Source organism: Sorangium sp. So ce385 (assembly GCF_051474135.1).
In the GTDB taxonomy this organism is placed as follows: Bacteria; Myxococcota_A; Polyangia; order Polyangiales; family Polyangiaceae; genus Sorangium; species Sorangium cellulosum_D.
In genome coordinates this window covers 8,391,934-8,411,548 of the sequence record NZ_CP150337.1, presented here as the reverse complement: position 1 = coordinate 8,411,548, position 19,615 = coordinate 8,391,934, and the positions used below count along the sequence as shown (strand labels likewise).

Genomic DNA, 19,615 nt, shown 5'->3' with positions numbered 1-19,615 from the left:
CTCTCGCGTGCCTCGCGTCACCTGGGCCTCGTGGCGGCCGCGCGCGCCGCCTCGACGTGGCGCACGCAGGCCTCCCGGCTGGCCCTGGCGGCGGCCTCGGGCACGCGCAAGAGCTCCATCCGCCGCTCGACCGGCATGCAGTAGGTGGTCGCTGCCCACAGCTTCGGATCGTCGACGCTGCGGAGCTCCTCGAGATCGGTCCACACCCGCACCACCCTGTCGTCCGCCGCGGCCACGATGCGCTGGCCATCCGGGCTGAACGCCACGGCGTTGATCGGCGAATCGGAGGCGCGGAGGACCAGCGGCTCGCCCGTGCCGTCGGCGTGCCACACCCGCACGGTGTTGTCCTGCGATCCGGTGGCGATGCGCGCGCCGTCGGGGCTGAACGCCACCCCGAGCACCCAGTGCTCGTGGCCGCGGAGGACGATCGGCTCGCCGGCGCCATCGGCGCGCCACACGCGCGCGGTCCGGTCCCAGGACGCGGTGGCGACGCGCCGGCCATCGGGGCCGAACGCCACCGCGTTGATGCCGCCGTCGTGTCCCCGCAAGACCGTCGGCTTGCCGGCGCCGTCGGCGCGCCACACCCGGGCGGTGTTGTCCGACGACCCGGAGACGATGCGCTGGCCGTCGGGGCTGAACGCCGCCGCGTAGACCCGATCCTCGTGGCCGCGGAGGACGAGGGGCTCGCCGGCGCCGTCGGCGCGCCACACCCGCACGGTCCGGTCCCAGGACCCGCTCGCGATGCGCTGGCCATCCGGGCTGAACACCGCCGCGTAGACCTGATCCGTGTGGCCGCGGAGGACGAGGGGCTCGCCGGCGCCGTCGGCGCGCCACACCCGCACCGTCTTGTCGGCGGACCCGCTGGCGATGCGCTGGCCGTCGGGGCTGAACGCGACCGAGTTGACCTCGTCGTCGTGACCGCGGAGGACGATCGGCTCGCCGGTGCCGTCGGCGTTCCACACCCGCACCGTCCTGTCGAGCGACGCGGAGGCGACGCGCCGGCCATCGGGGCTGAACGCCACCCCGTAGATGCGATCGGTGTGGCCGCGGAGGGCGATCGGCTCGCCGGTGTCGTCGGCGCTCCACACCCGCGCGGTCTTGTCGTGCGACGCGGTGACGAGGTGATGGCCGTCCGGGCTGAAGGCCACGGAATAGACCTGATCGTCGTGACCGCGGAGGACGAACGGACGCCCCGTGCCGTCGGCGTTCCACACCCGCGCCGTCTCGTCCTGCGACGCGGTGGCGATGCGCTTGCCGTCGGGGCTGAACGCCACCCCGTAGACGCGATCCGTGTGGCCGCGGAGGACGATGGGCTCGCCGGCGTCGTCGGCGTTCCACACCCGCACCGTCCTGTCCCAGGACGCGGTGACGATGCGCTTGCCATCGGGGCTGAACGCCACCCCGTAGATGCGATCGGTGTGGCCGCGGAGGACGATGGGCTCGCCGGCGCCGTCGGCGCGCCACACGCGCGCGGTCCGGTCCTGCGACCCGGTGACGATGCGCTCGCCATCGGGGCTGAACGCCGCCGAGTAGACCTGATCCGTGTGGCCGCGGAGGACGATGGGCTCGCCGGCGCCGTCGGCGCGCCACACCCGCGCCGTACGGTCGGCGGACGCGGTGACGATGCGGGCGGCGTCGGGGCTGAACGCCGCCGCGTAGACCCGATCGTCGTGGCCGCGGAGGACGATGGGCTCGCCGGCGCCGTCGGCGTTCCACACCCGCGCGGTCCGGTCCTGCGCCCCGGTGACGACGCGTCGGCCGTCGGGGCTGAACGCCGCCGACTCGACCTGAGCCGTGTGGCCGCGGAGGACGATGGGCTCGCCAGTGCCGTCGGCGTTCCACACCCGCGCGGCCCTGTCGGCCGACGCGGTGACGATGCGCCTGCCGTCAGGGCTATAGTCCGCGTCCAGCACCCCGTCCGGGTGGACGAGCACCGCGCGCGAGAGCCTGCTGTACAGCGCCCAGCGCGCGAGGACGGCCCACCCCCGCGGCTCGTCGCGCGGCTCGACCTCGCGCAGGAGCGCGAGCACGCTCGTGGGATCGGCCTGCAGCTCGCGCGCCGCGGCCACCCGGGTGGCGTTGCGCGCGCGCAGCGCCTCCCGATCGGCGCGCGCGGCCTGCTCGTCGGCGCGGACCGCCAGGTACGACACCGTGAGCGCGAACGCGGTGAGCGCGGCGATCACGCCCGTGGTGAGCCGCCGGCGCAGGCGGCGCGCCCGCTCGCAATGGGCCACGACGGCCAGGAGATAGCGCTCCTCGCGCCGGCCGAGCCCGGCGCGCCACTCGGCCCCCTGCTCGGCGCGGCGGCGCTCGTACCACGCTCGGGCGTCGTTCGCCGCGCGATCGCGCCAGAGCAGCCCCTCGGCCTGCCCGCTCGCCTCCCAGGGCTCGGCCGCGGCGCGGAGCCGGGCCAGGAACTCCGCGTCCTGCTCGCTCTCGGCGAGCCACTGCCCGAGCTTCGCCCACCGCTCGATCAACGATTCGTGCACCAGCTCCACGGTCGTGCCCTCGCGCTCGCCCCCGGTCTCGATGAGCAGGAGCCGCGCGGCGGCGAGGTGCTGGACCACCTGCGCGATCGCCTGAGCGCCGTCGCCCTGACCGTCCCGCGCGAGCTCGCGGAGCTCCTCCAGGCGCACGACGGCGCGCGTGCGCTCGGGCGTCACCAGGCGCAGGAGCACCGCCCGGGCCAGCCGCTGCTCGTGGGGCGGCAGCGCCGAGAGCACCGCGTCCGCGTGGGCGGACAGGGCGCCGGCCACGCCGCCGAGCCGCTCGTAGCTCTCCCGCGTCAAGATCCGGCGCTCGCGATCGCGCGCCTCCCACAGCTTCGCCGCCGTGAACTGCAGCAGCGGCAAGGGGCTCCGGGTGCTCTCCAGCGTGCTCAGCATGTGCTCGACCATGGCCGGGGTCTCGAACCGGTGGCCGGCCGCCTCGGTGGGCCGCGTCAGGGCCTCGCGCACGCCGTCGCGACCCATGGGGGGGAGGAACGAGAGCCCGCGGGTCACCTCGGTCATGAAGTGGTGGTCGTCGGCGACGCGATCGAGGAAGTCCGAGCGGATGGCGAGCAGGACGCGCAGCGGCGAGGAGGCGTCGTCGGCCACGCCCGCGAGGCACGCGATGAACGCCGCCCGCGCCTCGGCGGCGGCGCCGAGCGTGTAGAGCTCCTCGAATTGATCGACGAAGAGCAGGATGCGGTGCCGCTTCCCCACCCGGCGGCAGCGCGCGCGCAGCCGGGCGCCGAGGCTGCCCGGCTGCGCGCGCAGCGTGGCGACGAGCTCGTCGTGGTCGGGGAGATCGGGCGAGCCCGTCGCGCTGGCGGGCTCCGCCTCGGCGACCTGCGCGAGCACGTCGACGAGCGCGGACAGCGGGCGGTGCCCCGGGCGCAGGATATACGCCTCCCAGCGATCCCCCAGGCGCTTCAGCGCCGGGATCACGCCCGCGCGCACGAACGACGATTTGCCCGCCCCCGAGGGCCCGGCGACGGCGACGAGCTGCTGGTTGCGGAGCCGCGTCAGCAGGGCGGCGATCTCGCGCTCGCGGCCGAAGAAGCGCGGGGCGTCCGCCTCCTGGAACGCGGCGAGGCCGGCGAACGGGCTCTCGTCCTCGCTCAGCGAGAGCGCCGTTCGGCCGGGCAGGAGGTCCTCGAGCTCGGTGAGGAGCTCCTTGGCCGAGCCGATGCGCTCGTCCGCGCGCTTCTTCAGGCAGCGGTCGATGAGGGCGCCGAGCGGGCCGACGTCCGGGCGCCGCTCGCCGGCGGCGGGCATCGGCAGCTCGAGGTTCACGATCTCCACGAGCCGCGCCGCCGAGAACGGGTCGAGCGGGTGCGCCCCGGTGACCAGCTCGTGGAGGATGATGCCCACGGCCCAGAGGTCGGAGCGGGCGTCGATGTCCCCGCCCCGCAGCTGCTCGGGGGACATGTACCGGGGCGTGCCCAGGATCGTGCTTTGCGCGCTCGGCCGAGGCCCTCCGGCGAGCACCATGCGCACGCCCGTGAACATCGAGATCCGCTCGGCCTCGATCTGCTTGGCGATGCCGAAATCGAGCACCTTGATGGAGCCGGTGTCCTCCAGGAGGATGTTCTCCGGCTTGAGGTCGCGGTGCACGATCCCGAGCTCGTGCGCGCAGGCCAGCGCGCGGACCACCGGGATCATGATCTCGACGGCCAGGCTGGGCGACAGCGGGCCGGGCGGCGTGTGCGCGATGGGCGATCCGGACCCGCTCGGGTGCTCGCGCTGCGACATCCACTCGCGCAGCGTGCGGCCCTTGACGTACTCGAGCACGAGGTAGGGGTGCCCGTGGATCTCGTCCACCTCGTGGATGACCACGATGTTCTCGTGCCTGCAGCGCGCCGTGGCCCGCGCCTCGGCGAGAAAGCGCCCGATGCCCCGCCGGTTGTGCTCGCGGAGCAGCTTGATGGCGACCAGGCGGCCGAGCCTCGTGTCGCGGGCGAGGAACACGACCCCCATGCCGCCCTGGCCCAGTTTGCGGATGATCTCGTAGTGCTTGATGGTGTCGCCGACCTTCGGGGGCGCGTAGGCCGTGAGGGCGTCCGCCGGCGTCGTCGGAGCCTCCTCCGGGGGCGGCGTGGCGCCTGACATCTCCGGCGTCTCCACCTCCTCGGGCCGCGCGCCCGCCGCAGGCCGCGTCGGAGGCCCCGAGGCCGGGCTCTCCGCCGTCTCCGCGCCGCCGGGCGCGCTCTCCGCGCCGCCGGGCGCGCTCTCCGCGCCGCCGGGCGCGCTCTCCGCGCCGCCGGGCGCGCCGAGGTCGACGAGGGCTGCGCGGCGGAGCCCGCCCGGCTCGCAGGCGTCGAGCTCGCGCAGGAGGCCCTCGGCCGTGACGAGCCGCTCGTCGGCCTCCTCGCTCGTCGCCCGCCGCACGAGCGCGCCGACCGGGTGCCCGAGGAGCGCGGGAGGGATCCGGACCGGCCCGCGGCGCGCCTGCTGGACATCATCCCCGTCCGGAGAGCTGCCCCGGTCCGCGCGCCTGCCCGTGAGGCACTCGAGGAACATGAGCGCCCAGGCGTACAGATCCGAGCGCGCCGTCGGCGCGGGCCCCCAGATCTGCTCGGGGGCTGCATACGCCAGCGAGCCCAGGGGCTCGGTCCCCGAGGCGGGCGCTTCGCCCCGGCCGCTCCGCAGGCTCGCGGCGACCGCGGCGACGCCGAAATCGAGCACGCGTGCGTCCCGACGCGCCGCCGAGGGGGCGATCATCACGTGCGTCGGCCGCAGCGCCCCGTGGACGATGCCCTGCCGGTGCGCGCAGGCCAGCGCGTCGAGGACCTGCCGCATCAGGTGCCGCGCCTCCTGCGGATCGAGCGCGCCCTGCTGCGACAGCAGCTCGGCCAGGCACTGGCCGGGCACGAGCTCGCTGACCGTGAAGACGTGCCGCTCGTCGGCCTGCCCCCAGTCGATGGGCTGGGCGATGTTGGGATGGTGGAGCCGCGCGCAGCGATGCATCTCTTGCAGGGAGCGCGCGAGGTCTTCTGGATCCGCGGGGTCGCCGTCGCAGCCGAGGCGCATGAGCCTGAGGGCGATCGGCTGCCCGGTCCCGATCCGTCGACCCTGGTAGACGATGCCGAGGCTGCTCTCCCGGAGCACGGAGAGGAGCTCGTAGCGGCTCTGGAACACCATCCCTGGAGCGAGAATCTCCCGGTTCATCCCAACCCCTCCGGTGGCAGCCGCCTCCCCGCGGCGGCCTCGGGCGGAAGGCCCCACGCCACGAGAGCATCGCGACGACTGCGGCCGTCGAGCCCGTTCGGCGCGTGCGCCGGAAGAGCTCGACGAGGTGGCCGGTCCGATGCTCGGGCAGCCGATGTCGCTGCCCACCATTTCATAAAGTGGCCACCGCGCGTCGTCCGGCGCCGGGGCGCCGCCAGCGCGTCGAGCGCGGAGCCGGGCGGACGACCCGACCCACGCCGGAGCGGACGGCCCGGCCCACGTTGACGGCACCGCGGCGGATCGCTAGACGGCGTGCGAATGGTCGATGCGTCCGACACCCCTTTCGCTCTGCTGGGCGGCGAGCCGGCGGTGCGCCGGCTGGTCGAGCGCTTCTACGACCTCATGGGCCGCGACGAGCCGGCGCTCGCGCGCCTCCACGTGTGCGACGAGCGCGGCCAGGTCGCGCGGGAGAGCCGCGATCGGTTCGCGCTCTTCCTGATCGGCTGGCTGGGCGGGCCGCAGGACTACATCGCGGCGCACGGCCACCCGCGGCTGCGAATGCGCCACGCCCGCGTCCCGGTCGATGTGGCGATGCGCGACGCGTGGCTGCGCTGCATGCGCGCGGCGATGACCGAGCTCGGCGTGCCCGCGCCGCTCCACGCCTTCCTCGACCAGCGCTTCGGCGAGGTGGCGGACTTCATGCGCAACCGACCGGGCTGAGCCGTTCCTTCCATGTCCGGTGAGCGCCCGCCGCCGCTGGTGCGGAGCTTGCACTCAGGCTCACCATGAAGACGCAGAAGAAGAGCCAGCCAGCGAAGACCGCGACGACCGCAACCCGGCAGGAGAAGCCAGCCCCGGTTGCCGAGAGGGAAGCGAAGGAGTCGACGGAGGGCGATCTCGTCGGTGGGGCTGCCGAGGGCGCGCTCGTCGGAGGTCTGCTGGGAGGCGGCGGCGGCGCGGCCGTGGGCGGCGCGGCCGGGCTGATCGGCGGCGCGCTGGGCGAGGACGACGAATCCGGCTGGTGAAGGGCGCCGGTCCTCGGGCGCCGCGCGCGAGAGCGCCCTGGATCCACGGGCGTGAACGGCGCCTCTCCGGAGCGCACCGGGTCAGGCGCCCGCGGGGGTCGCGGGCGGCGCGGCGTCCGCCTGCCGCTCGTGCCACGCCGGGCCGTCGAGGAGGCGGGCCACCATCATGCTGCTCACGTTGTCGCCGACCGCGTTGACCAGCGTGGCCGGCGGATCGACGAGCGCGCCGACGGTGGAGATGATGGGCAGCGCCTCCATCGGAAACCCGAAGAGCGAGACGATCACCAGCTCTCCGATGAATCCCCCGCCGGGGACGCCGCTCATCACGGTGCCGCTCAGGAGCGCGACCCCCAGCACGGCCAGGTATGTGTCGGCTCCGCCGAGCTCGCGGCCGAAGACGCCGAACAGCAGCGCCGTCTTGAGCACCGCCGAGAGGCACGAGCCCTCCATGTGGATGGTCGCGCCGATCGGGATGACCACCTCCGCGATGTCGTCGGGCACCCTGGAGCGCCGCGCCGCCTCGAGGTTCGAGGGGATGGTCGCCATGCTGCTCGAGGTCGCGAGCGCGGTGAGCGCCGGCGCGGGGATGTTCTTCCAGAACGCCCTCGCCCCGCGGCCGCGGCCGGCGAGCCACGCGTACAGCGTGAAGGCGAGGAAGAAGTACGCGGCGGCGAGCGGGTAGAAGAGCCCGACGGCGCGGACGTACGACTGGAGCAGCGTCGGGCCGAAGGCGCCGACGAGGTGCGCGAAGTAGGCGCCGAGGCCGATCGGCGCGTAGTACATCACGAAGTCGACGAGCTTGAGCATCACCTCGTTGGCCGAGGCGAGCAGGCGCGCGACCGGCTGGCCGCGCTCGCCGGCGGCCGTGGTCCCGAGGCCGACCAGGAAGGCCATCACGATGAGCGGCAGCACGTTCCTGCGGGAGAGCAGGTCGCCGAAGTCGGGGACGCTGACGGTGCCCACCAGCTGGTCGCCCAGGCTGACCGGCGCGACCTCCGGCTTGCCGGGCAGCGTCACCTGCAGGCCCTCGGCGGGCGGGTAGAGCGCGACCGCGGCGAGCATCAGCGCCGACGCGACCAGGCCGGTCGCGACGAAGACGCCGAGCATCGCGGTCACGATGCGCCCGAGGCGCCGCAGGCTGCTCATGCCCGCCACCGCGGAGGAGATGGAGAAGAAGATCAGCGGCACGACGAGGGTGAACAGGAGGTTGAGGAAGAGGTCGCCGAGCGGCTTGAGCACCGCCGTGCGCTCGCCGAGGGCGAGGCCGAGGCCGGCGCCGGCGGCGATCGAGGCGAGCAGGAGGAGGGTGAAGCGGTGGGACGTGAGGAGGGTCCGCAGCGTTCTCGTCATCGCGGCGGCCAGCATGGCGCGGGGAGCGCGCGGGCGTCGCCGCTGGCCGCCGCCGGGGCGCACCCAGGTTGCGCCGAGGCTGCCCGCCGCCGCCGCACCCGGGTTGAGCCGGAGCGGGCGGGCTCACCCAGGTTGAGCCGAGGGGGGCCGGGCCTCACCCAGGTTAAGCCGAGCGGGCCGAGCCTCACCCAGGTTGAGCCGAGGGGGCCGGGCCTCACCCAGGTTGAGCCGAGCGGGCCGAGCCTCACCCAGGTTGAGCCGAGGGGGGCCGGGCCTCACCCAGGTTGAGCCGGGCGGGCGGCCCCGCCGGGCGGCCCCGCCGGCTGCGTCACTCCGGCCTGAGCGCGGAGAGTGCCGCCCTGGTAAAAATTTCCGCGATGAGCCCGATCGCGCGCTCATCGAGGTCGAACGCGTGGTGGTGGTGCGGCGCCGCGGTCGGCCCGCCCGCGCCCACCGTGAAGAGGCATCCAGGAACGCGGCTCGTGAACTCCGAGAAATCCTCGCTGACCGTGAGCGGCCCGGGATCCATGACCTCCGCGCGCTGCGTCGCCCGCGCCGCCGCCGCGACCAGATCCACGGGCCCCACGGCGTTGGCCGTCACCGGCGAGCTCGACAGCACCCTGAACTCGCACGAGGCCCGCAGCGCCGAGCACACCCCCGAGGCGATCCCCTGGATGCGGTCGAGCGCGTGCTCCCGGCTCTCCTGCGAGAACCAGCGCACCGTGCCCTGGAGCGCCACGCGCTCCACGACGACGTTGGCCGCGTTCCCGCCGGAGATGGCCGAGATGCTCACGACGAGCGGCTCGCCCGGCTTCGTCTCGCGCGACACGATCGACTGCAGCGCGGTCACGACCTGCGCCGCCGTGTAGATCGGATCGACCGACAGGTGCGGCAGCCCGCCGTGGCCCGCCTTCCCGACCACGGCGATCTCGAACGTGTCGATCCCCGCGAAGAACGGCCCGGGCCGCGTCGCCACCACCCCGAACGGCAGGGGCGAGATCACGTGCGCGCCGAGCGCCTGATCGACGCCGTCGAGCGCCCCCGCCTCGATCATCTGCAGCGCGCCGCCCGCGAGCTCCTCCGCGGGCTGGAAGAGGAAGCGGACCCTGCCGGCGATGCGGTCCCGGCGCGCCGCGAGCAGCGTGGCCGCGCCGAGGAGCGCGCTCACGTGGGCGTCGTGGCCGCACGCGTGCATCACGCCCCTCGTCTCGGACCGGAAGTCGTGCCCCGACTGCTCCTCGACCGGCAGCGCATCCATGTCGGCGCGCAACAGGAGGGTGCCGCCGGCGCGCTCGCCCTCGAGGTCGGCGATGACGCCCGTCCCGGCCACGCCGGTGCGCACCGACAGGCCGAGCTCGCGCAGGCGCTCGGCGACGATCTGCGACGTGCGCACCTCGGCGTAGCCGAGCTCGGGGTGCCGGTGCAGATCGCGCCGCACGGCGACGAGATCGCGATCGAGGAGCTGCATGTCCCTGCTCAGGTCATCGGCCATGCCGCGATGGTACCACCCGCCTCGACGCGCCGCGCCGGCGACCGCTGCCCCACGGGCGCGCGAAGCGAGCCTCGCGCAGGTGACGATTTCCTGAATCCTTCGCCCCGCGCCCAGGCTTCTCCGGGCGAAAGAAGGAGGAGCGCATGAGACGCAATGTGGGAAAGATGGATCGCCTGTTCCGTGGTCTTTCGGCGCTGGCCCTGCTGGCGTGCGCCTGGGCGGCGCCGCTGCCGCTCGCGGCGCGCCTCGGCGCGCTCGGTCTGACCGGCGTGTACCTGCTGTTCACGGCGCTGTCGGGCGCGTGCCTCGGGTACGCTCTGCTCGGCAGGTCCACCTGCCCGCTCCGGCCGGGCTGAGGCGCTCGATGGACCCGTCGACGTCACACGATACGGTCCTCACGGCGGCGGCGCGCGGCGACGACGGCGCGCTGGAGCTGCTCGTGCGCGCCTACCACGACCGCGTGTACCGCTTCGGCCTGCGCGTGTGCCGCGACGCCTTCGACGCGGACGACGCCGTCCAGGAGGCGTTCGCGAAGCTCGCGCGCCGCCCGGAGGTGGCGCGGGACCCGGGCGTCCTCTCGTGGCTCATGACGGTGGTCCGGAACGCGTGCCTGCGCATGCTGCGCCCGTTCGCGCGGGAGCGCGCGCGGCTCGGCGAGCGGGTGGACGACGCCGACGCGGCGCCCTCGGGCGAGCTCGACCCGCAGGCCGCCTTCGAGCGCTGGCGGCTCGTGCGCGCGGTGCACGAGGCGATCGCCGCGCTGGAGCGGCCTTACCGCGAGGTGCTCGTGCTGCGCGACGTCGAGGGCCTGACCGGCGAGGAGGTGTGCCGGATGCTCGGGCTCGGCGAGGCGGCCATGAAGAGCCGGCTCCACCGGGCGCGGCAGCTCGTGCGGGCGGAGGTCCTCCGGCGGGAGGGCGCGCCTCCCGCGCCTCCCGCGCGCAACGGAGGAGGGTAGGGGCATGTTCGCGAGCAAGAGCCTCGCGGCGCACGCCGCGCGCGGGGTGATCGGCCTCGGGACCCTCGCGGCCTCGGCGCTCCTCGCGCGGGATCTCCTCTGGGCGTCGATCGCGCTGCTGCCCGTCGCGCTCGTGGCGCTGCGCGGGTGCCCGATGTGCTGGACGGTGGGGCTGATCCAGGCGGTCGTCGCCAGGGCGCGCGGGGAGCGCCCCGACGGGGTGTGCGACGACGGCGGGTGCGCTGGAGGGCCGGCGGGGCGCGGGTGAGCTTTCGTGTTGCCTCCGGAGCTCGGCCCGCACCCGCGCCGGGCGCCGATCCGGCTGCCCCACGGGCGCGCGAAGCGCTGGTCCCGGGGGCGCGCTCGGCGTATGGAAGCGCCCACCATGCATCGGGTGTTCATCGACGGTCAGGAAGGAACGACGGGGCTCCAGATCCGCGAGCGGCTGCAGGGCCGCCGCGACCTCCAGCTGCTCGAGATCGATCCGGAGCGGCGCAAGGACCCGGCGGCGCGCCGCGCGATGATCAACGAGGCCGACCTGCTCATCACGTGCCTGCCCGACGACGCCGCCCGCGAGTCCATCGGGATGATCGAGAACCCGAGCACGCGCGTCATCGATCCGAGCACCGCGCACCGCACCGCCGACGGCTGGGTGTACGGCTTCCCGGAGCTCCGCTCCGGGCAACGCGAGGCCGTCCGGCGCGCGCGGCGCGTCGCCGTCCCCGGGTGCCACGCGACCGGGTTCCTCGCGCTCGTGGTCCCGCTGGTCGACCAGGGGCTCCTGCCCAGGGACGCCCGCGTGGTCGCTCACTCGCTCACCGGCTACAGCGGCGGCGGGCGCAAGATGATCCAGGCCTACGAGCAGGCCGACCCGGCCCGCCGCGAGCAGCTCCGCAGCGCGCGCCCGTACGGGCTCACCCTGCAGCACAAGCACCTGCCGGAGATGCGCGCCGTCGCCGGGCTCGAGCGGGCGCCGCTCTTCCAGCCGGTCGTCGGCGATTTCTACAAGGGCATGCTCGTCTCGGTGCCGCTCTTCGTGGACGCCCTGAGCCGACCGGCGACGCCCGCGTCGGTGCACGAGCTCTACGCGTCGTACTATGCCGGCGAGCCGTTCATCCGGGTGATGCCGCTCGGCGGCCAGGGCGCGCTGGACGACGGCTACCTGGGCGCCCTCGAGTGCAACGACACGAACCGACTCGACGTCTTCGTGTTCGGCAAGCCCGATCAGATCCTGGTCGTCGCGCGCCTCGACAACCTCGGCAAAGGCGCCTCCGGCGCGGCGGTGCAGAACCTGAATCTGATGCTGGGCACGCCGGAGGACACCGGCCTCGGCTGAGCCTGCCGCGGGCGCCGGACGCCGCTGCGCCGGCCGGCGAGCGCCCTGCGCCCGCCGGCGCGCTGCGGTCGACGCGTCACGCCCCCATGCGCTGCGCCGGCTGCGCCAGCATCTCGGGGAGCCCGGCCACGGCCTCCAGGACGTCGGGGGGGAAGTCCGCGAGCTCCTGGACCTGGCGAACCTCGATGATCGCGTCTTCCGAGCCGGGGCAGCGCGAGGCCCACGCGATCGCCTCTTCCCTCGACTTCACCTGGATGATCCAGTAGCCGCCGAGCACCTCCTTCGCCTCGGCAAAAGGCCCGTCGACCACCTGGGGCTTCCCCCCGGGGAACGAGATGCGCGCGCCCATCGAGGGCGGGTGGAGGCCGTCGAGCGCGAGCAGCACGCCCGCCTTCTGCAAGGATTCGTTGTACTTCATCATCGCAGCGACCGCCCTGGCGTCCGGCATCGTGCCCGGCGCCGCGCTCTCGTACCCCTTCGGGATCATCAGCATCATGAATCGCATCGTCGTGTCTCCCTTCTCCGGGCCGGGCGCGGCACCGTCTCGACCGGTGTGAGCCCGCGCCCTGTCGACACGACGAACGAGGGGACGCGAGATCGACACGGCCGGCGATTTTTTTCTGCGTCGGCCCGAGGCGGCGGCGCCCGCGCCGCCCTCACCCGTCCGTCCGGTCCTCAGCGCCCTGGCTCGGCGCCTCCGTCATCACCGCACGTCCCGAGGAGCAGCTCGCCGACCGTCGTCTCCGCGTCGTAGTCGTTCCCGCTCGCCCGGGCGAAGACGTCCGAGTTGCCGGCTCCCACCGCGCAGCAGGCGAGCCCCATCGCGGTCGCCACGAGGTGGAACGTCTGGAAGAGGACGCCAACGTTCTTCAGCGTGAGCGCATAGGCGACGCCCTCGTAGCACCACGACACGCGCTGGAACCGGCTCGTCACGCAGACGAGCACCTGGGGCGCCGAGGACGATGCGCTGCCGGTCGCCTCCGCGGCCTCCACCAGGAGCGCCTCCACGTCCGGCGTGCGGCCCTGCCGTAGAAAGAGGCGGTGCCCCTCGGGGTCGTAATGGTAGAGCCCCGAGGCGAGCCCCCGGCAGCGGTTCACCGCCAGGTAGATCTCGAGCTCGTAACATGCGCCCGCCGACGGATACGGCCGGCTCGTCACCTCGTCGGGCTGCCCTGGCGCGGGCGGCAGGCGCGCGCGCACCCGCGACGCGCGATAGAGCAGCTCCCCCAGCGCCTCGACGCCGATGGGCTCCGCGCCGTGGGCGCGCAGGCTCCGCCGCCGCTCCAGGACGGCCGAGAACGGGAGATCGTCGGCGATCAAGGCGTCGAGATCCGGACGGTACAGCGGAATGGGCTGACCGTCCGCGCCGGTCGGGCGCAGCGCCGGCGGCGCCGGGATGCGCTCCCGGAATCGCGAAGACCTGCCGAGGGGCTCGGCGTGCCGTCCGGGCCGGCTCCGCGCGTGGAACAGGAGGTCATGAAAGGCCCACGGGGCGAGCTGCGGCGCCAGATCCTCCTCGGTCTGGCCGGCTTCGTCGGCCGAGAGCGCCAGGCCTGCCGCCGCGAGCAGCCCGACGAACGTCTCCGCCGCCTCCCGCGGCAGCGCGTGCGCGGCGGCGAGCGCGTCCGAGGTCGACGGGCGCGCCAGCGTCACGCACATCGCGGCCGCGCGCGGGTCATCGAGCCGCAACAGGGCGTGGCAGCGCGGCGACTCGAGCACCATCTCGTGGCCGACCCGGCGCTGGTACGCGAAGCGGGACAGCACGACGCGCCGCCCGGCGCCCGGGTCGGCGGGGCGCAGCTCGAACCACGGCGAGATCGGGTGAAGCGTGGCCAGGAGGCGGCCGCCGGCCCGCGCTCCGTACGCGAGCAGCCCGAGCTCGCGCAATCGGTCGAGGTGGCGCAGCACGATGGCCCCGAGGTGCCATGACCCGCCCGCGCGGACGGCGCCGGCCGCGAGCTCCTCGCCGGTCGCGCCCTGATCGACGAGGCGCGCGAGCGCCTCCAGCACCGCGGGCGAGAGGCCGCCGAGGGCCACCGGCGGCAGGGGCGGGGCCGACAGCCAGGGCCCGCCCTCTCCCTCGGTCGTCCAGCGGACGCCTCGCCGGAAGCAGAGGACGAGACCTTGCTGCCAGGCGTCCACCCGTGGGGTCAAGACACACCCCGTCGACAGCGATCCATGATCGACGATATCTCCCCGCCGCGACGTCGGGAAGCGAGCTCGAATGCGGCGCCGGCGCCGGCTTCCCGGCGATCGGGAGGGCATGTACACTGGCGTGCAACGAGGACGAGGTCATGCACACGGACACGCGCACGCTCGAGGACAGCAAACCGAACACCCAGGCCGAGAGCGGCCTCGACGAGTGGCTCGCCAGCTGGCTCAAGGCCGTGCAAAAGGCCTGGACCGACGACGGCTACAAGGCGCGGCTCCTCGACGACCCGCGGCGCGCGCTGCGCGAGATCGGCTATACGCTGCCCGACGCGCTGGAGCTCAGGGTCGTCGAGGTCGCGAGCGCGGACGACGCGGAGCGGATGCCCCCCTCGAATTTCGAGCCCGGCGTGTTCGAGCGCGGCGCGAGCCCGGGGCGGCAGGAGATGACGATCGGCCTCTTCCCGCCGCCGGCGGACCTCGCCGAGGGGCTCATCGCGCTCGGCAAGCACTCCGGGCTCGCGACGCAGCGGTGCTTCTGCGGTTGCGGCTGAGCGACGCGGGCGCGCTCACGACGGGAACAGGCGGGCCGGGTTGAGCTCGGGCTCCGCCAGCGGCCGCTCGCGCCAGCCGAGCCGCACGGGGACGTCGTACAGGCGCCCCGGGGCGAGCTGCGGCCGGTAATGGCGTAGCCCGGGCACCACCACCTTCACCGCGCACAGCCCGGTGTCGGGCCGGGTCTGATCGAGCACCAGGGTCTCGAGGCCGGCGCGCCGGGCGAGCTCCACGCAGGCGATCACGTCGTCCCGCACGTCGTCGCGGCTCGACTCCGGGAAATCGCGCGCGCGCCGCGCGGGCGCTCGGTCGTCCGGGACCAGGAACGAGGCGTCGTCGAGCTCCGCCGCGTCCCAGGGGAGGGGCGCCTCACCGCTCGGATCGAAGAGCTGATTCAGCTCGGTCAGCGCCCTCTGGACGCCGAGGCGGGCCTCGAGGTGGCAGCCGAACCCGACGCAATGCCGGCCGCTCTCCGCGCTGCGGGCGATCGCGACGAACGTGGGGATCTGGAGATCGTGGGTGATGTCCAGCACCCACAGGCTCCATCCCATGGAGCGGTAATGCTCCTCGAGGACACCGAAATAGGGCTCGCCGAACCCGTCGAGCGCCGCCGCGGGGCGCCTCACGCGGTTGTACCAGTAGATCGCGAAGGCGTCGCGCTCCACGAGCTCCAGGAAGCCTTGCAGGATCGCCTCTTCGAGGCAGTTGCCGGCGGAGTGCCCGTTGCTGTTGAAGGAGAAGAACCTCTTCTCGTCGGGCGTCGGCGGGTCGACATAGCAGTACGCGACAGGCAGGTAGCGGCGCCGCCCGCTCGTCAGCGACCAGGCAGGCGTCCAGTCGATGGAGAGGCGCTCGTCGAAGGGGAGCGGGATATGGTAGGCGGGATCCTTGATCCGCGCGTTGAGGGCGTCCCGCGCGCGGAGCTGCGCCTCGCTGAAGTTGAGCAGGGAGGCGGGGTGCAGGCCCTCGTCACCGAGGTCGGCGAGGCGCGCGCGGCGGAGCGGCTCGTCGCCCTGGAAGACCGCGCTGTAGCGCTCGACGGCCTCGCACAGCGCGCTGGCGTGGGCCTGGGCGCGCGTGCGGCCCTTGCCGTTGGCGCGCCGCTCGAAGCCGTCCGCGGAGGGCGCGCCGTCCGCCGGGCACGCGGGGAAGGCGGCGCCGTACACCGGCCGGAGGGGGTGATCGATCCCCTCGACCGGCCCCGAGGCGCTCAGGACGCCGGTGATGGGGCTGATCTGCGGCGCGAGCAGCGAGAGCGTCTCGTCGGGCGTGCGCGTGCGGTGCCCACCGTCATCGGTGAAGCGCTTGGGGCGGGGCGAGAGCGAGGGCGGCTCGCTCGCGCGGCGGCGCAAGAGCTCGGGGTCTCCGCACACCGGGCACTGGGGCCGCCGCGTGACGGCGTGCGCCGCGGGCTGGCCGGCGAGCGGCAACGTGAGGAGATGCGCGTCGATCGGCCCTCGCTGGCCCTCCGCGATCCACCGCGCGAGCGTGAGCGCCGCGAAGCGAAGGGCCAACCCCACGCTGGCGGGCGACGCCGCGCGGGGCGGGGTCAAGGGGCGCGCGACCCCGGCGCGCCGCTGGACGAACGCCTCTGCAGGGCGGTTTCCCCGGAGGCGGTGCGCGAGGCAGGCCCAGCACGCCCCGCCGTCCGGCCGGAAGATCGGCCCCACCCACGGCACGGCGCCGGCAGGCTTGACGAGCGCCCAGCGCTGCCGTCGAGCCCGCGCCTCACGGCACCAGGCGTCGAGCGCCGGATCCAGGTAATCGCCCGCGGCCACGACGTGGAGCGCGGCCTCGGCGCCGGCGTCGGTCACGACGATGCCCGCCTCGGTGAGGGCCTGCGCGAGCTCGGTCGGGTCTTCCGCGCCGAGCGCCCGCACCGCGACGGGCGTCGATCGGAGCTGCGCCGCGGCCTGCGCCGCGTCGAGGCCCGCTGCGTGCCAGAGGGCCGCGATCTCCGGCGCGACGCCGGGCGCCGCCTCGACGAGGTAGCCGCGCTCTTCGAGCCGGGTCAGGGCATAGTGGACGTCGGTCGGCGGGGCCTGGGCCGCGAGCGCCGCGATCAGCTCGCGCCTGGTGCGGACGCCGTCGATCAGCGGCGCGAGGAGGGCGTAGACACGGCCCTTCAACAGGAACTGCTCGCGCTCGCCGAGCAACACGACGAGATCGTCGCCGGCGCGCTCGGGGCGCAGATGGGGTTTGAATTGCAGGACGCGATGCATCGACTCACCGCCCGCGCGCGGCGTGGAATGACGTGGAGTAACGCGGCGTGACCTGGACCGCGCGCTCGGGCCGCGTCCGAGGGAAGCCCGCCTGGACCGCCGACGCAAGCCGGTTCGCGCCCGGAGGCTTGCTTCTCTCGAGCGGCGCGCCTACGCTCGCCGCGATGAGCGCGTCCACCGGGAGCGAGCCCATCGTGCTGGCGTCCGGCCAGGATCACCCTTACGGCATCGTGGCGGAGGGCGATTTCCTCTACTGGACCAATTACGGGGAGGCGCCCAGCTTCGATGTCGGGGGCGAGCTGCCCGCCGGCCACCGCGAGGACAGGGGCGCGGTGATGGCGATGCGCAAGGATGGGACTTCGCTCGTCACCCTGGCCCCGCATCAGCACCAGCCGAACGGGATCGCCGCGACGTCGACGCACGTCTTCTGGACCAGCTACGGTTTGCGCGGCGGCGGCGCGGTGTGGAAGGTCGAGCGCGGCGGCGGCGAGCCCACGCGCCTCGCCGCCGGTCTGCGGACCGTCGGGGCGATCGCCGTCGCCGGGCGCCACGCGGTTTTCGTCTCGTTCTTCGACTTCATGGACGATGACGTGATGCGGGTGCCGATCGAGGGGGGCGAGGTGACGACGCTCGCCTCCCGGCAGAACCCGGCGGGCATCGCGCTGTTCGGCGCGGAGGTCTACTGGACCAACTTCGTCGGCGGCCAGGTGATGAGGGTGCCGGTCCAGGGCGGGCAACCCCAGGAGGTCACGCGCCCCGAGGCGGCGCGCAGGGGCATGACCGGCATCGCCGTGCGCGACGGCGCCCTCTATTGCACGAACGCGGGAGACGCCGGCGGCAGCGGCGGGACCGTGCTGACGATGCGCACCGACGGCACCGGGTCGAGGATGCTGGCGCGAGACCAGCGCCTGCCCTTCCGCATCGCGGTGGACGAGCGCTGCGTCTACTGGACGAACATGGGATCTGCCGACAAGGCGGACGGCGCCATCATGAGCGTGCCGATCGACGGCGGGACGCCGGCGGTGCTGGCGTCGGGGCAGCGTCAGCCGATCGGCATCGCGGTGGACGATGCCGCCATTTACTGGGTGAACCTCGCCCACGGCAGCAAGGAGGGCCAGGTGATGGCCCTGGCCAAGCCCCCTCACCCGGCGCGGGTGTAGAGCCGTGGCGCCGAGCTCTCCAGCGCGGCGCTCAGGCGCTCGGCGGCGTCCTCCGACGCGCGCCGGCAGGCGATCCGCCACGGCCGGCGCAGCGGGCCGGACGAGAGCCGCTTGACCGTCAGATCGCCGTCCCCGAGGTAGCCGTGCGCCATCCACTCCGACAGGACCGCGATGCCCATGCCGGCGCGCGCCGCGTCGATGACGGCCTCGGTCAGCGGAAAGCGCAGGAACTCGAGCCTGGGCCGCTTTCGCCCGAAGACGGCGCTCATGAACCAGCGCGCCTCGGCCGGCGGCGTGTTCGACGTGATGAGCGGGCCCTTCCGCAGGTGATCGCGCGTGAGCGACCCCCGCGCGGCGAGCGGGTGCGAGGTCGAGACCACGAACACGACCTCGTCCGAGAAGAGCGGCCGCTCCGCGAGCGCGCCGCCCCCCTCGCGGGGGCCCGGCAACGGAGCGGTGGTGAGCAGCGCGACGTCGATGTCGCCCCGGACCAGCGCGCCCACCGGATCCTGGGTGTGCTCCACCGCGAGCTCCACCTCGAGGCGGGGCAGCCGGCGCCGGAGGCTCGCCATCGCCGAGGGGAGCCAGCGGTACGCCGTGTAGCACTCGCACACGAGGCGGACGCGCGTCGTCGGGGCCGCGGGCGCCGCCACCTCCCGCTCGAGCTCCCGGAGCTGCGCGAGGATGAGCCCGGCGCCCGCGATGAGCCGCTCGCCCGCGGCGGTCGGCGTGACCCCGCGCGCGGTGCGCTCGAACAGGCGCGCGCCGACCCGCTCCTCCGCCTGGGCGAGCGCCCGGCTCACGGCGGACTGCGTGATGTGCATCGCGGACGCCGCGCCCGCCGTGCTCCCGGCGGCCGAGAGCGCGACGACGAGCTCCAGATCGCGGATCTCGAGCTGGGGTCGCGGGCCGATGCCCGGGGGCGCGGGGAGAGTGGCTATGCGTGACACGCATAGATCCTATCACGACGATGCGTTGGACGCACAGCCCCTCGAGGCGCACCTTCCTCGCCGTCAGGAGGTCTTCATGAAGCTCTATTTCTCCCCGCTCGCATGCTCTCTCGCCACGCGCATCGCGCTCTACGAGGCCGGCGCCGAGGCCTCGTTCGTCGAGGTCGACCCGAGGACGAAGCGGACCGAGGAGGGCGCGGACTTCCGCGCCGTCCACCCGCTCGGGCTCGTGCCCGCGCTCGAGATCGAGGGCGGCGAGCTCCTCACCGAGAACGCGGCGGTCCTGCAGCTCGTCGCGGACCGGTTCCCGGAGGCGGGGCTCGCGCCGCGGGATCCGCTCGGCCGGGCGCGGCTCCAGCAGTGGCTCTGCTTCATCGGCACCGAGCTCCACAAGGCGGTCTATGTGCCGCTCCTCGACAAGGCGGCCCCGGCCGAGGTCAAGAGCTACGCGCTCGCCAAGGCGGACGCGCGCCTCGGCTGGGCGGCGGGGCGGCTCGAAGGGCGGGAGTTCCTGCTCGATCGCTTCTCGGTCGCCGACGCCTACCTGTTCACGGTGCTCAACTGGTCCTCGGTCACGCCCATCGACCTGAAGGCCTGGCCGGCGCTCCGCGCGTACCAGGCGCGCCTGCGGGCGCGCCCCAGCGTGGCGCGCGCCTTCGACGAGGAGTGGGCGCGCTACGTGCGGGAGACCCAGCGGCACGGGGAGAGCCTCCCCGCCGGCGCCCAGCGCGCCGTCGTGTGACACGTAGGCCGCGACCTGCGCGC

At 74.3% G+C, this 19,615-nt stretch carries 16 protein-coding genes; 9 read left to right on the top strand and 7 right to left on the bottom strand.

Annotated features, from left to right (window positions below):
* Positions 1-17: 17 nt before the first annotated feature.
* The gene (locus WME83_RS30555; protein WP_437313233.1) at positions 18-5,654 is read right to left on the bottom strand and encodes an nSTAND1 domain-containing NTPase; all 5,637 of its coding nucleotides are present in this window, start codon (positions 5,652-5,654) and stop codon (positions 18-20) included.
* A 318-nt stretch (positions 5,655-5,972) separates the two neighbouring features.
* Here WME83_RS30555 and WME83_RS30550 point away from each other — a divergent pair, with 318 nt between their 5' ends.
* Together WME83_RS30550 and WME83_RS30545 are read left to right on the top strand one after the other, a co-directional pair.
* Positions 5,973-6,374: a group II truncated hemoglobin gene (locus WME83_RS30550; RefSeq protein WP_437313232.1), complete on the top strand. Its 402-nt coding sequence runs from the start codon at positions 5,973-5,975 to the stop codon at positions 6,372-6,374.
* A gap of 65 nt (positions 6,375-6,439) precedes the next feature.
* Positions 6,440-6,679: a hypothetical protein gene (locus WME83_RS30545; RefSeq protein WP_437313231.1), complete on the top strand. Its 240-nt coding sequence runs from the start codon at positions 6,440-6,442 to the stop codon at positions 6,677-6,679.
* Between the two features lie 81 nt (positions 6,680-6,760).
* On the opposite strand, the gene WME83_RS30540 is transcribed toward WME83_RS30545, so the two are convergent.
* Both WME83_RS30540 and WME83_RS30535 read right to left on the bottom strand, forming a co-directional pair.
* A complete protein-coding gene (locus WME83_RS30540; RefSeq protein WP_437313230.1) occupies positions 6,761-8,029 on the bottom strand; it encodes a dicarboxylate/amino acid:cation symporter in 1,269 nt (422 codons plus the stop codon).
* A 328-nt stretch (positions 8,030-8,357) separates the two neighbouring features.
* On the bottom strand, positions 8,358-9,521 hold the full coding sequence (locus tag WME83_RS30535) for a M20 metallopeptidase family protein (RefSeq protein ID WP_437313229.1): 1,164 nt from the start codon (positions 9,519-9,521) through the stop codon (positions 8,358-8,360).
* 143 nt (positions 9,522-9,664) lie between these two features.
* On the opposite strand from WME83_RS30535, the gene WME83_RS30530 reads away from it, so the two are divergent.
* The 4 genes from WME83_RS30530 to argC all read left to right on the top strand — a co-directional run bounded on the left by WME83_RS30530 (position 9,665) and on the right by argC (position 11,815).
* Entirely contained in the window at positions 9,665-9,877 is a 213-nt protein-coding gene (locus WME83_RS30530) for a YgaP family membrane protein (protein WP_437313228.1), read from the top strand.
* Positions 9,878-9,885: 8 nt separating this feature from the next.
* Positions 9,886-10,479, top strand: coding sequence for an RNA polymerase sigma factor (locus WME83_RS30525; protein ID WP_437313227.1), 594 nt, complete (start codon positions 9,886-9,888; stop codon positions 10,477-10,479).
* A 4-nt stretch (positions 10,480-10,483) separates the two neighbouring features.
* Positions 10,484-10,747 (top strand): hypothetical protein, encoded by a 264-nt coding sequence (locus tag WME83_RS30520; RefSeq protein ID WP_437313226.1) that lies wholly within the window; start codon positions 10,484-10,486, stop codon positions 10,745-10,747.
* Between the two features lie 117 nt (positions 10,748-10,864).
* The gene (argC, locus tag WME83_RS30515; RefSeq protein ID WP_437313225.1) at positions 10,865-11,815 is read left to right on the top strand and encodes an N-acetyl-gamma-glutamyl-phosphate reductase; all 951 of its coding nucleotides are present in this window, start codon (positions 10,865-10,867) and stop codon (positions 11,813-11,815) included.
* 76 nt (positions 11,816-11,891) lie between these two features.
* Here argC and WME83_RS30510 read toward each other — a convergent pair whose 3' ends face one another.
* Both WME83_RS30510 and WME83_RS30505 read right to left on the bottom strand, forming a co-directional pair.
* Entirely contained in the window at positions 11,892-12,320 is a 429-nt protein-coding gene (locus WME83_RS30510; protein ID WP_437313224.1) for a YciI family protein, read from the bottom strand.
* Between the two features lie 170 nt (positions 12,321-12,490).
* Positions 12,491-13,969, bottom strand: coding sequence for a SagB family peptide dehydrogenase (locus tag WME83_RS30505; RefSeq protein ID WP_437313223.1), 1,479 nt, complete (start codon positions 13,967-13,969; stop codon positions 12,491-12,493).
* A gap of 140 nt (positions 13,970-14,109) precedes the next feature.
* Here WME83_RS30505 and WME83_RS30500 point away from each other — a divergent pair, with 140 nt between their 5' ends.
* A complete protein-coding gene (locus WME83_RS30500; protein ID WP_437313222.1) occupies positions 14,110-14,517 on the top strand; it encodes a hypothetical protein in 408 nt (135 codons plus the stop codon).
* Between the two features lie 15 nt (positions 14,518-14,532).
* On the opposite strand, the gene WME83_RS30495 is transcribed toward WME83_RS30500, so the two are convergent.
* On the bottom strand, positions 14,533-16,740 hold the full coding sequence (locus WME83_RS30495; protein ID WP_437313221.1) for a TOMM precursor leader peptide-binding protein: 2,208 nt from the start codon (positions 16,738-16,740) through the stop codon (positions 14,533-14,535).
* A 164-nt stretch (positions 16,741-16,904) separates the two neighbouring features.
* On the opposite strand from WME83_RS30495, the gene WME83_RS30490 reads away from it, so the two are divergent.
* Positions 16,905-17,900 (top strand): DUF5050 domain-containing protein, encoded by a 996-nt coding sequence (locus WME83_RS30490; RefSeq protein WP_437313220.1) that lies wholly within the window; start codon positions 16,905-16,907, stop codon positions 17,898-17,900.
* On the opposite strand, the gene WME83_RS30485 is transcribed toward WME83_RS30490, so the two are convergent.
* Positions 17,882-18,850 carry a LysR family transcriptional regulator gene (locus WME83_RS30485; RefSeq protein WP_437313219.1) on the bottom strand — a complete coding sequence of 323 codons (969 nt, stop codon included), beginning with the start codon at positions 18,848-18,850 and terminating at the stop codon, positions 17,882-17,884. The two genes, WME83_RS30490 and WME83_RS30485, sit on opposite strands and share 19 nt — an antisense overlap.
* 76 nt (positions 18,851-18,926) lie before the next feature.
* Here WME83_RS30485 and WME83_RS30480 point away from each other — a divergent pair, with 76 nt between their 5' ends.
* Entirely contained in the window at positions 18,927-19,592 is a 666-nt protein-coding gene (locus WME83_RS30480; protein ID WP_437313218.1) for a glutathione binding-like protein, read from the top strand.
* The last annotated feature ends 23 nt before the right edge of the window (positions 19,593-19,615 follow it).

What these genes read in the sequence shown, in the direction of transcription:
- WME83_RS30555 (WP_437313233.1), bottom strand. Translation starts at nt 5,654, where the DNA reads ATGAACCGGGAGATTCTCGCTCCAGGGATGGTGTTCCAGAGCCGCTAC.
- WME83_RS30550 (WP_437313232.1), top strand. Translation starts at nt 5,973, where the DNA reads ATGGTCGATGCGTCCGACACCCCTTTCGCTCTGCTGGGCGGCGAGCCG.
- WME83_RS30545 (WP_437313231.1), top strand. Translation starts at nt 6,440, where the DNA reads ATGAAGACGCAGAAGAAGAGCCAGCCAGCGAAGACCGCGACGACCGCA.
- WME83_RS30540 (WP_437313230.1), bottom strand. Translation starts at nt 8,029, where the DNA reads ATGACGAGAACGCTGCGGACCCTCCTCACGTCCCACCGCTTCACCCTC.
- WME83_RS30535 (WP_437313229.1), bottom strand. Translation starts at nt 9,521, where the DNA reads ATGGCCGATGACCTGAGCAGGGACATGCAGCTCCTCGATCGCGATCTC.
- WME83_RS30530 (WP_437313228.1), top strand. Translation starts at nt 9,665, where the DNA reads ATGAGACGCAATGTGGGAAAGATGGATCGCCTGTTCCGTGGTCTTTCG.
- WME83_RS30525 (WP_437313227.1), top strand. Translation starts at nt 9,886, where the DNA reads ATGGACCCGTCGACGTCACACGATACGGTCCTCACGGCGGCGGCGCGC.
- WME83_RS30520 (WP_437313226.1), top strand. Translation starts at nt 10,484, where the DNA reads ATGTTCGCGAGCAAGAGCCTCGCGGCGCACGCCGCGCGCGGGGTGATC.
- argC (WP_437313225.1), top strand. Translation starts at nt 10,865, where the DNA reads ATGCATCGGGTGTTCATCGACGGTCAGGAAGGAACGACGGGGCTCCAG.
- WME83_RS30510 (WP_437313224.1), bottom strand. Translation starts at nt 12,320, where the DNA reads ATGCGATTCATGATGCTGATGATCCCGAAGGGGTACGAGAGCGCGGCG.
- WME83_RS30500 (WP_437313222.1), top strand. Translation starts at nt 14,110, where the DNA reads ATGCACACGGACACGCGCACGCTCGAGGACAGCAAACCGAACACCCAG.
- WME83_RS30495 (WP_437313221.1), bottom strand. Translation starts at nt 16,740, where the DNA reads ATGCATCGCGTCCTGCAATTCAAACCCCATCTGCGCCCCGAGCGCGCC.
- WME83_RS30490 (WP_437313220.1), top strand. Translation starts at nt 16,905, where the DNA reads ATGAGCGCGTCCACCGGGAGCGAGCCCATCGTGCTGGCGTCCGGCCAG.
- WME83_RS30480 (WP_437313218.1), top strand. Translation starts at nt 18,927, where the DNA reads ATGAAGCTCTATTTCTCCCCGCTCGCATGCTCTCTCGCCACGCGCATC.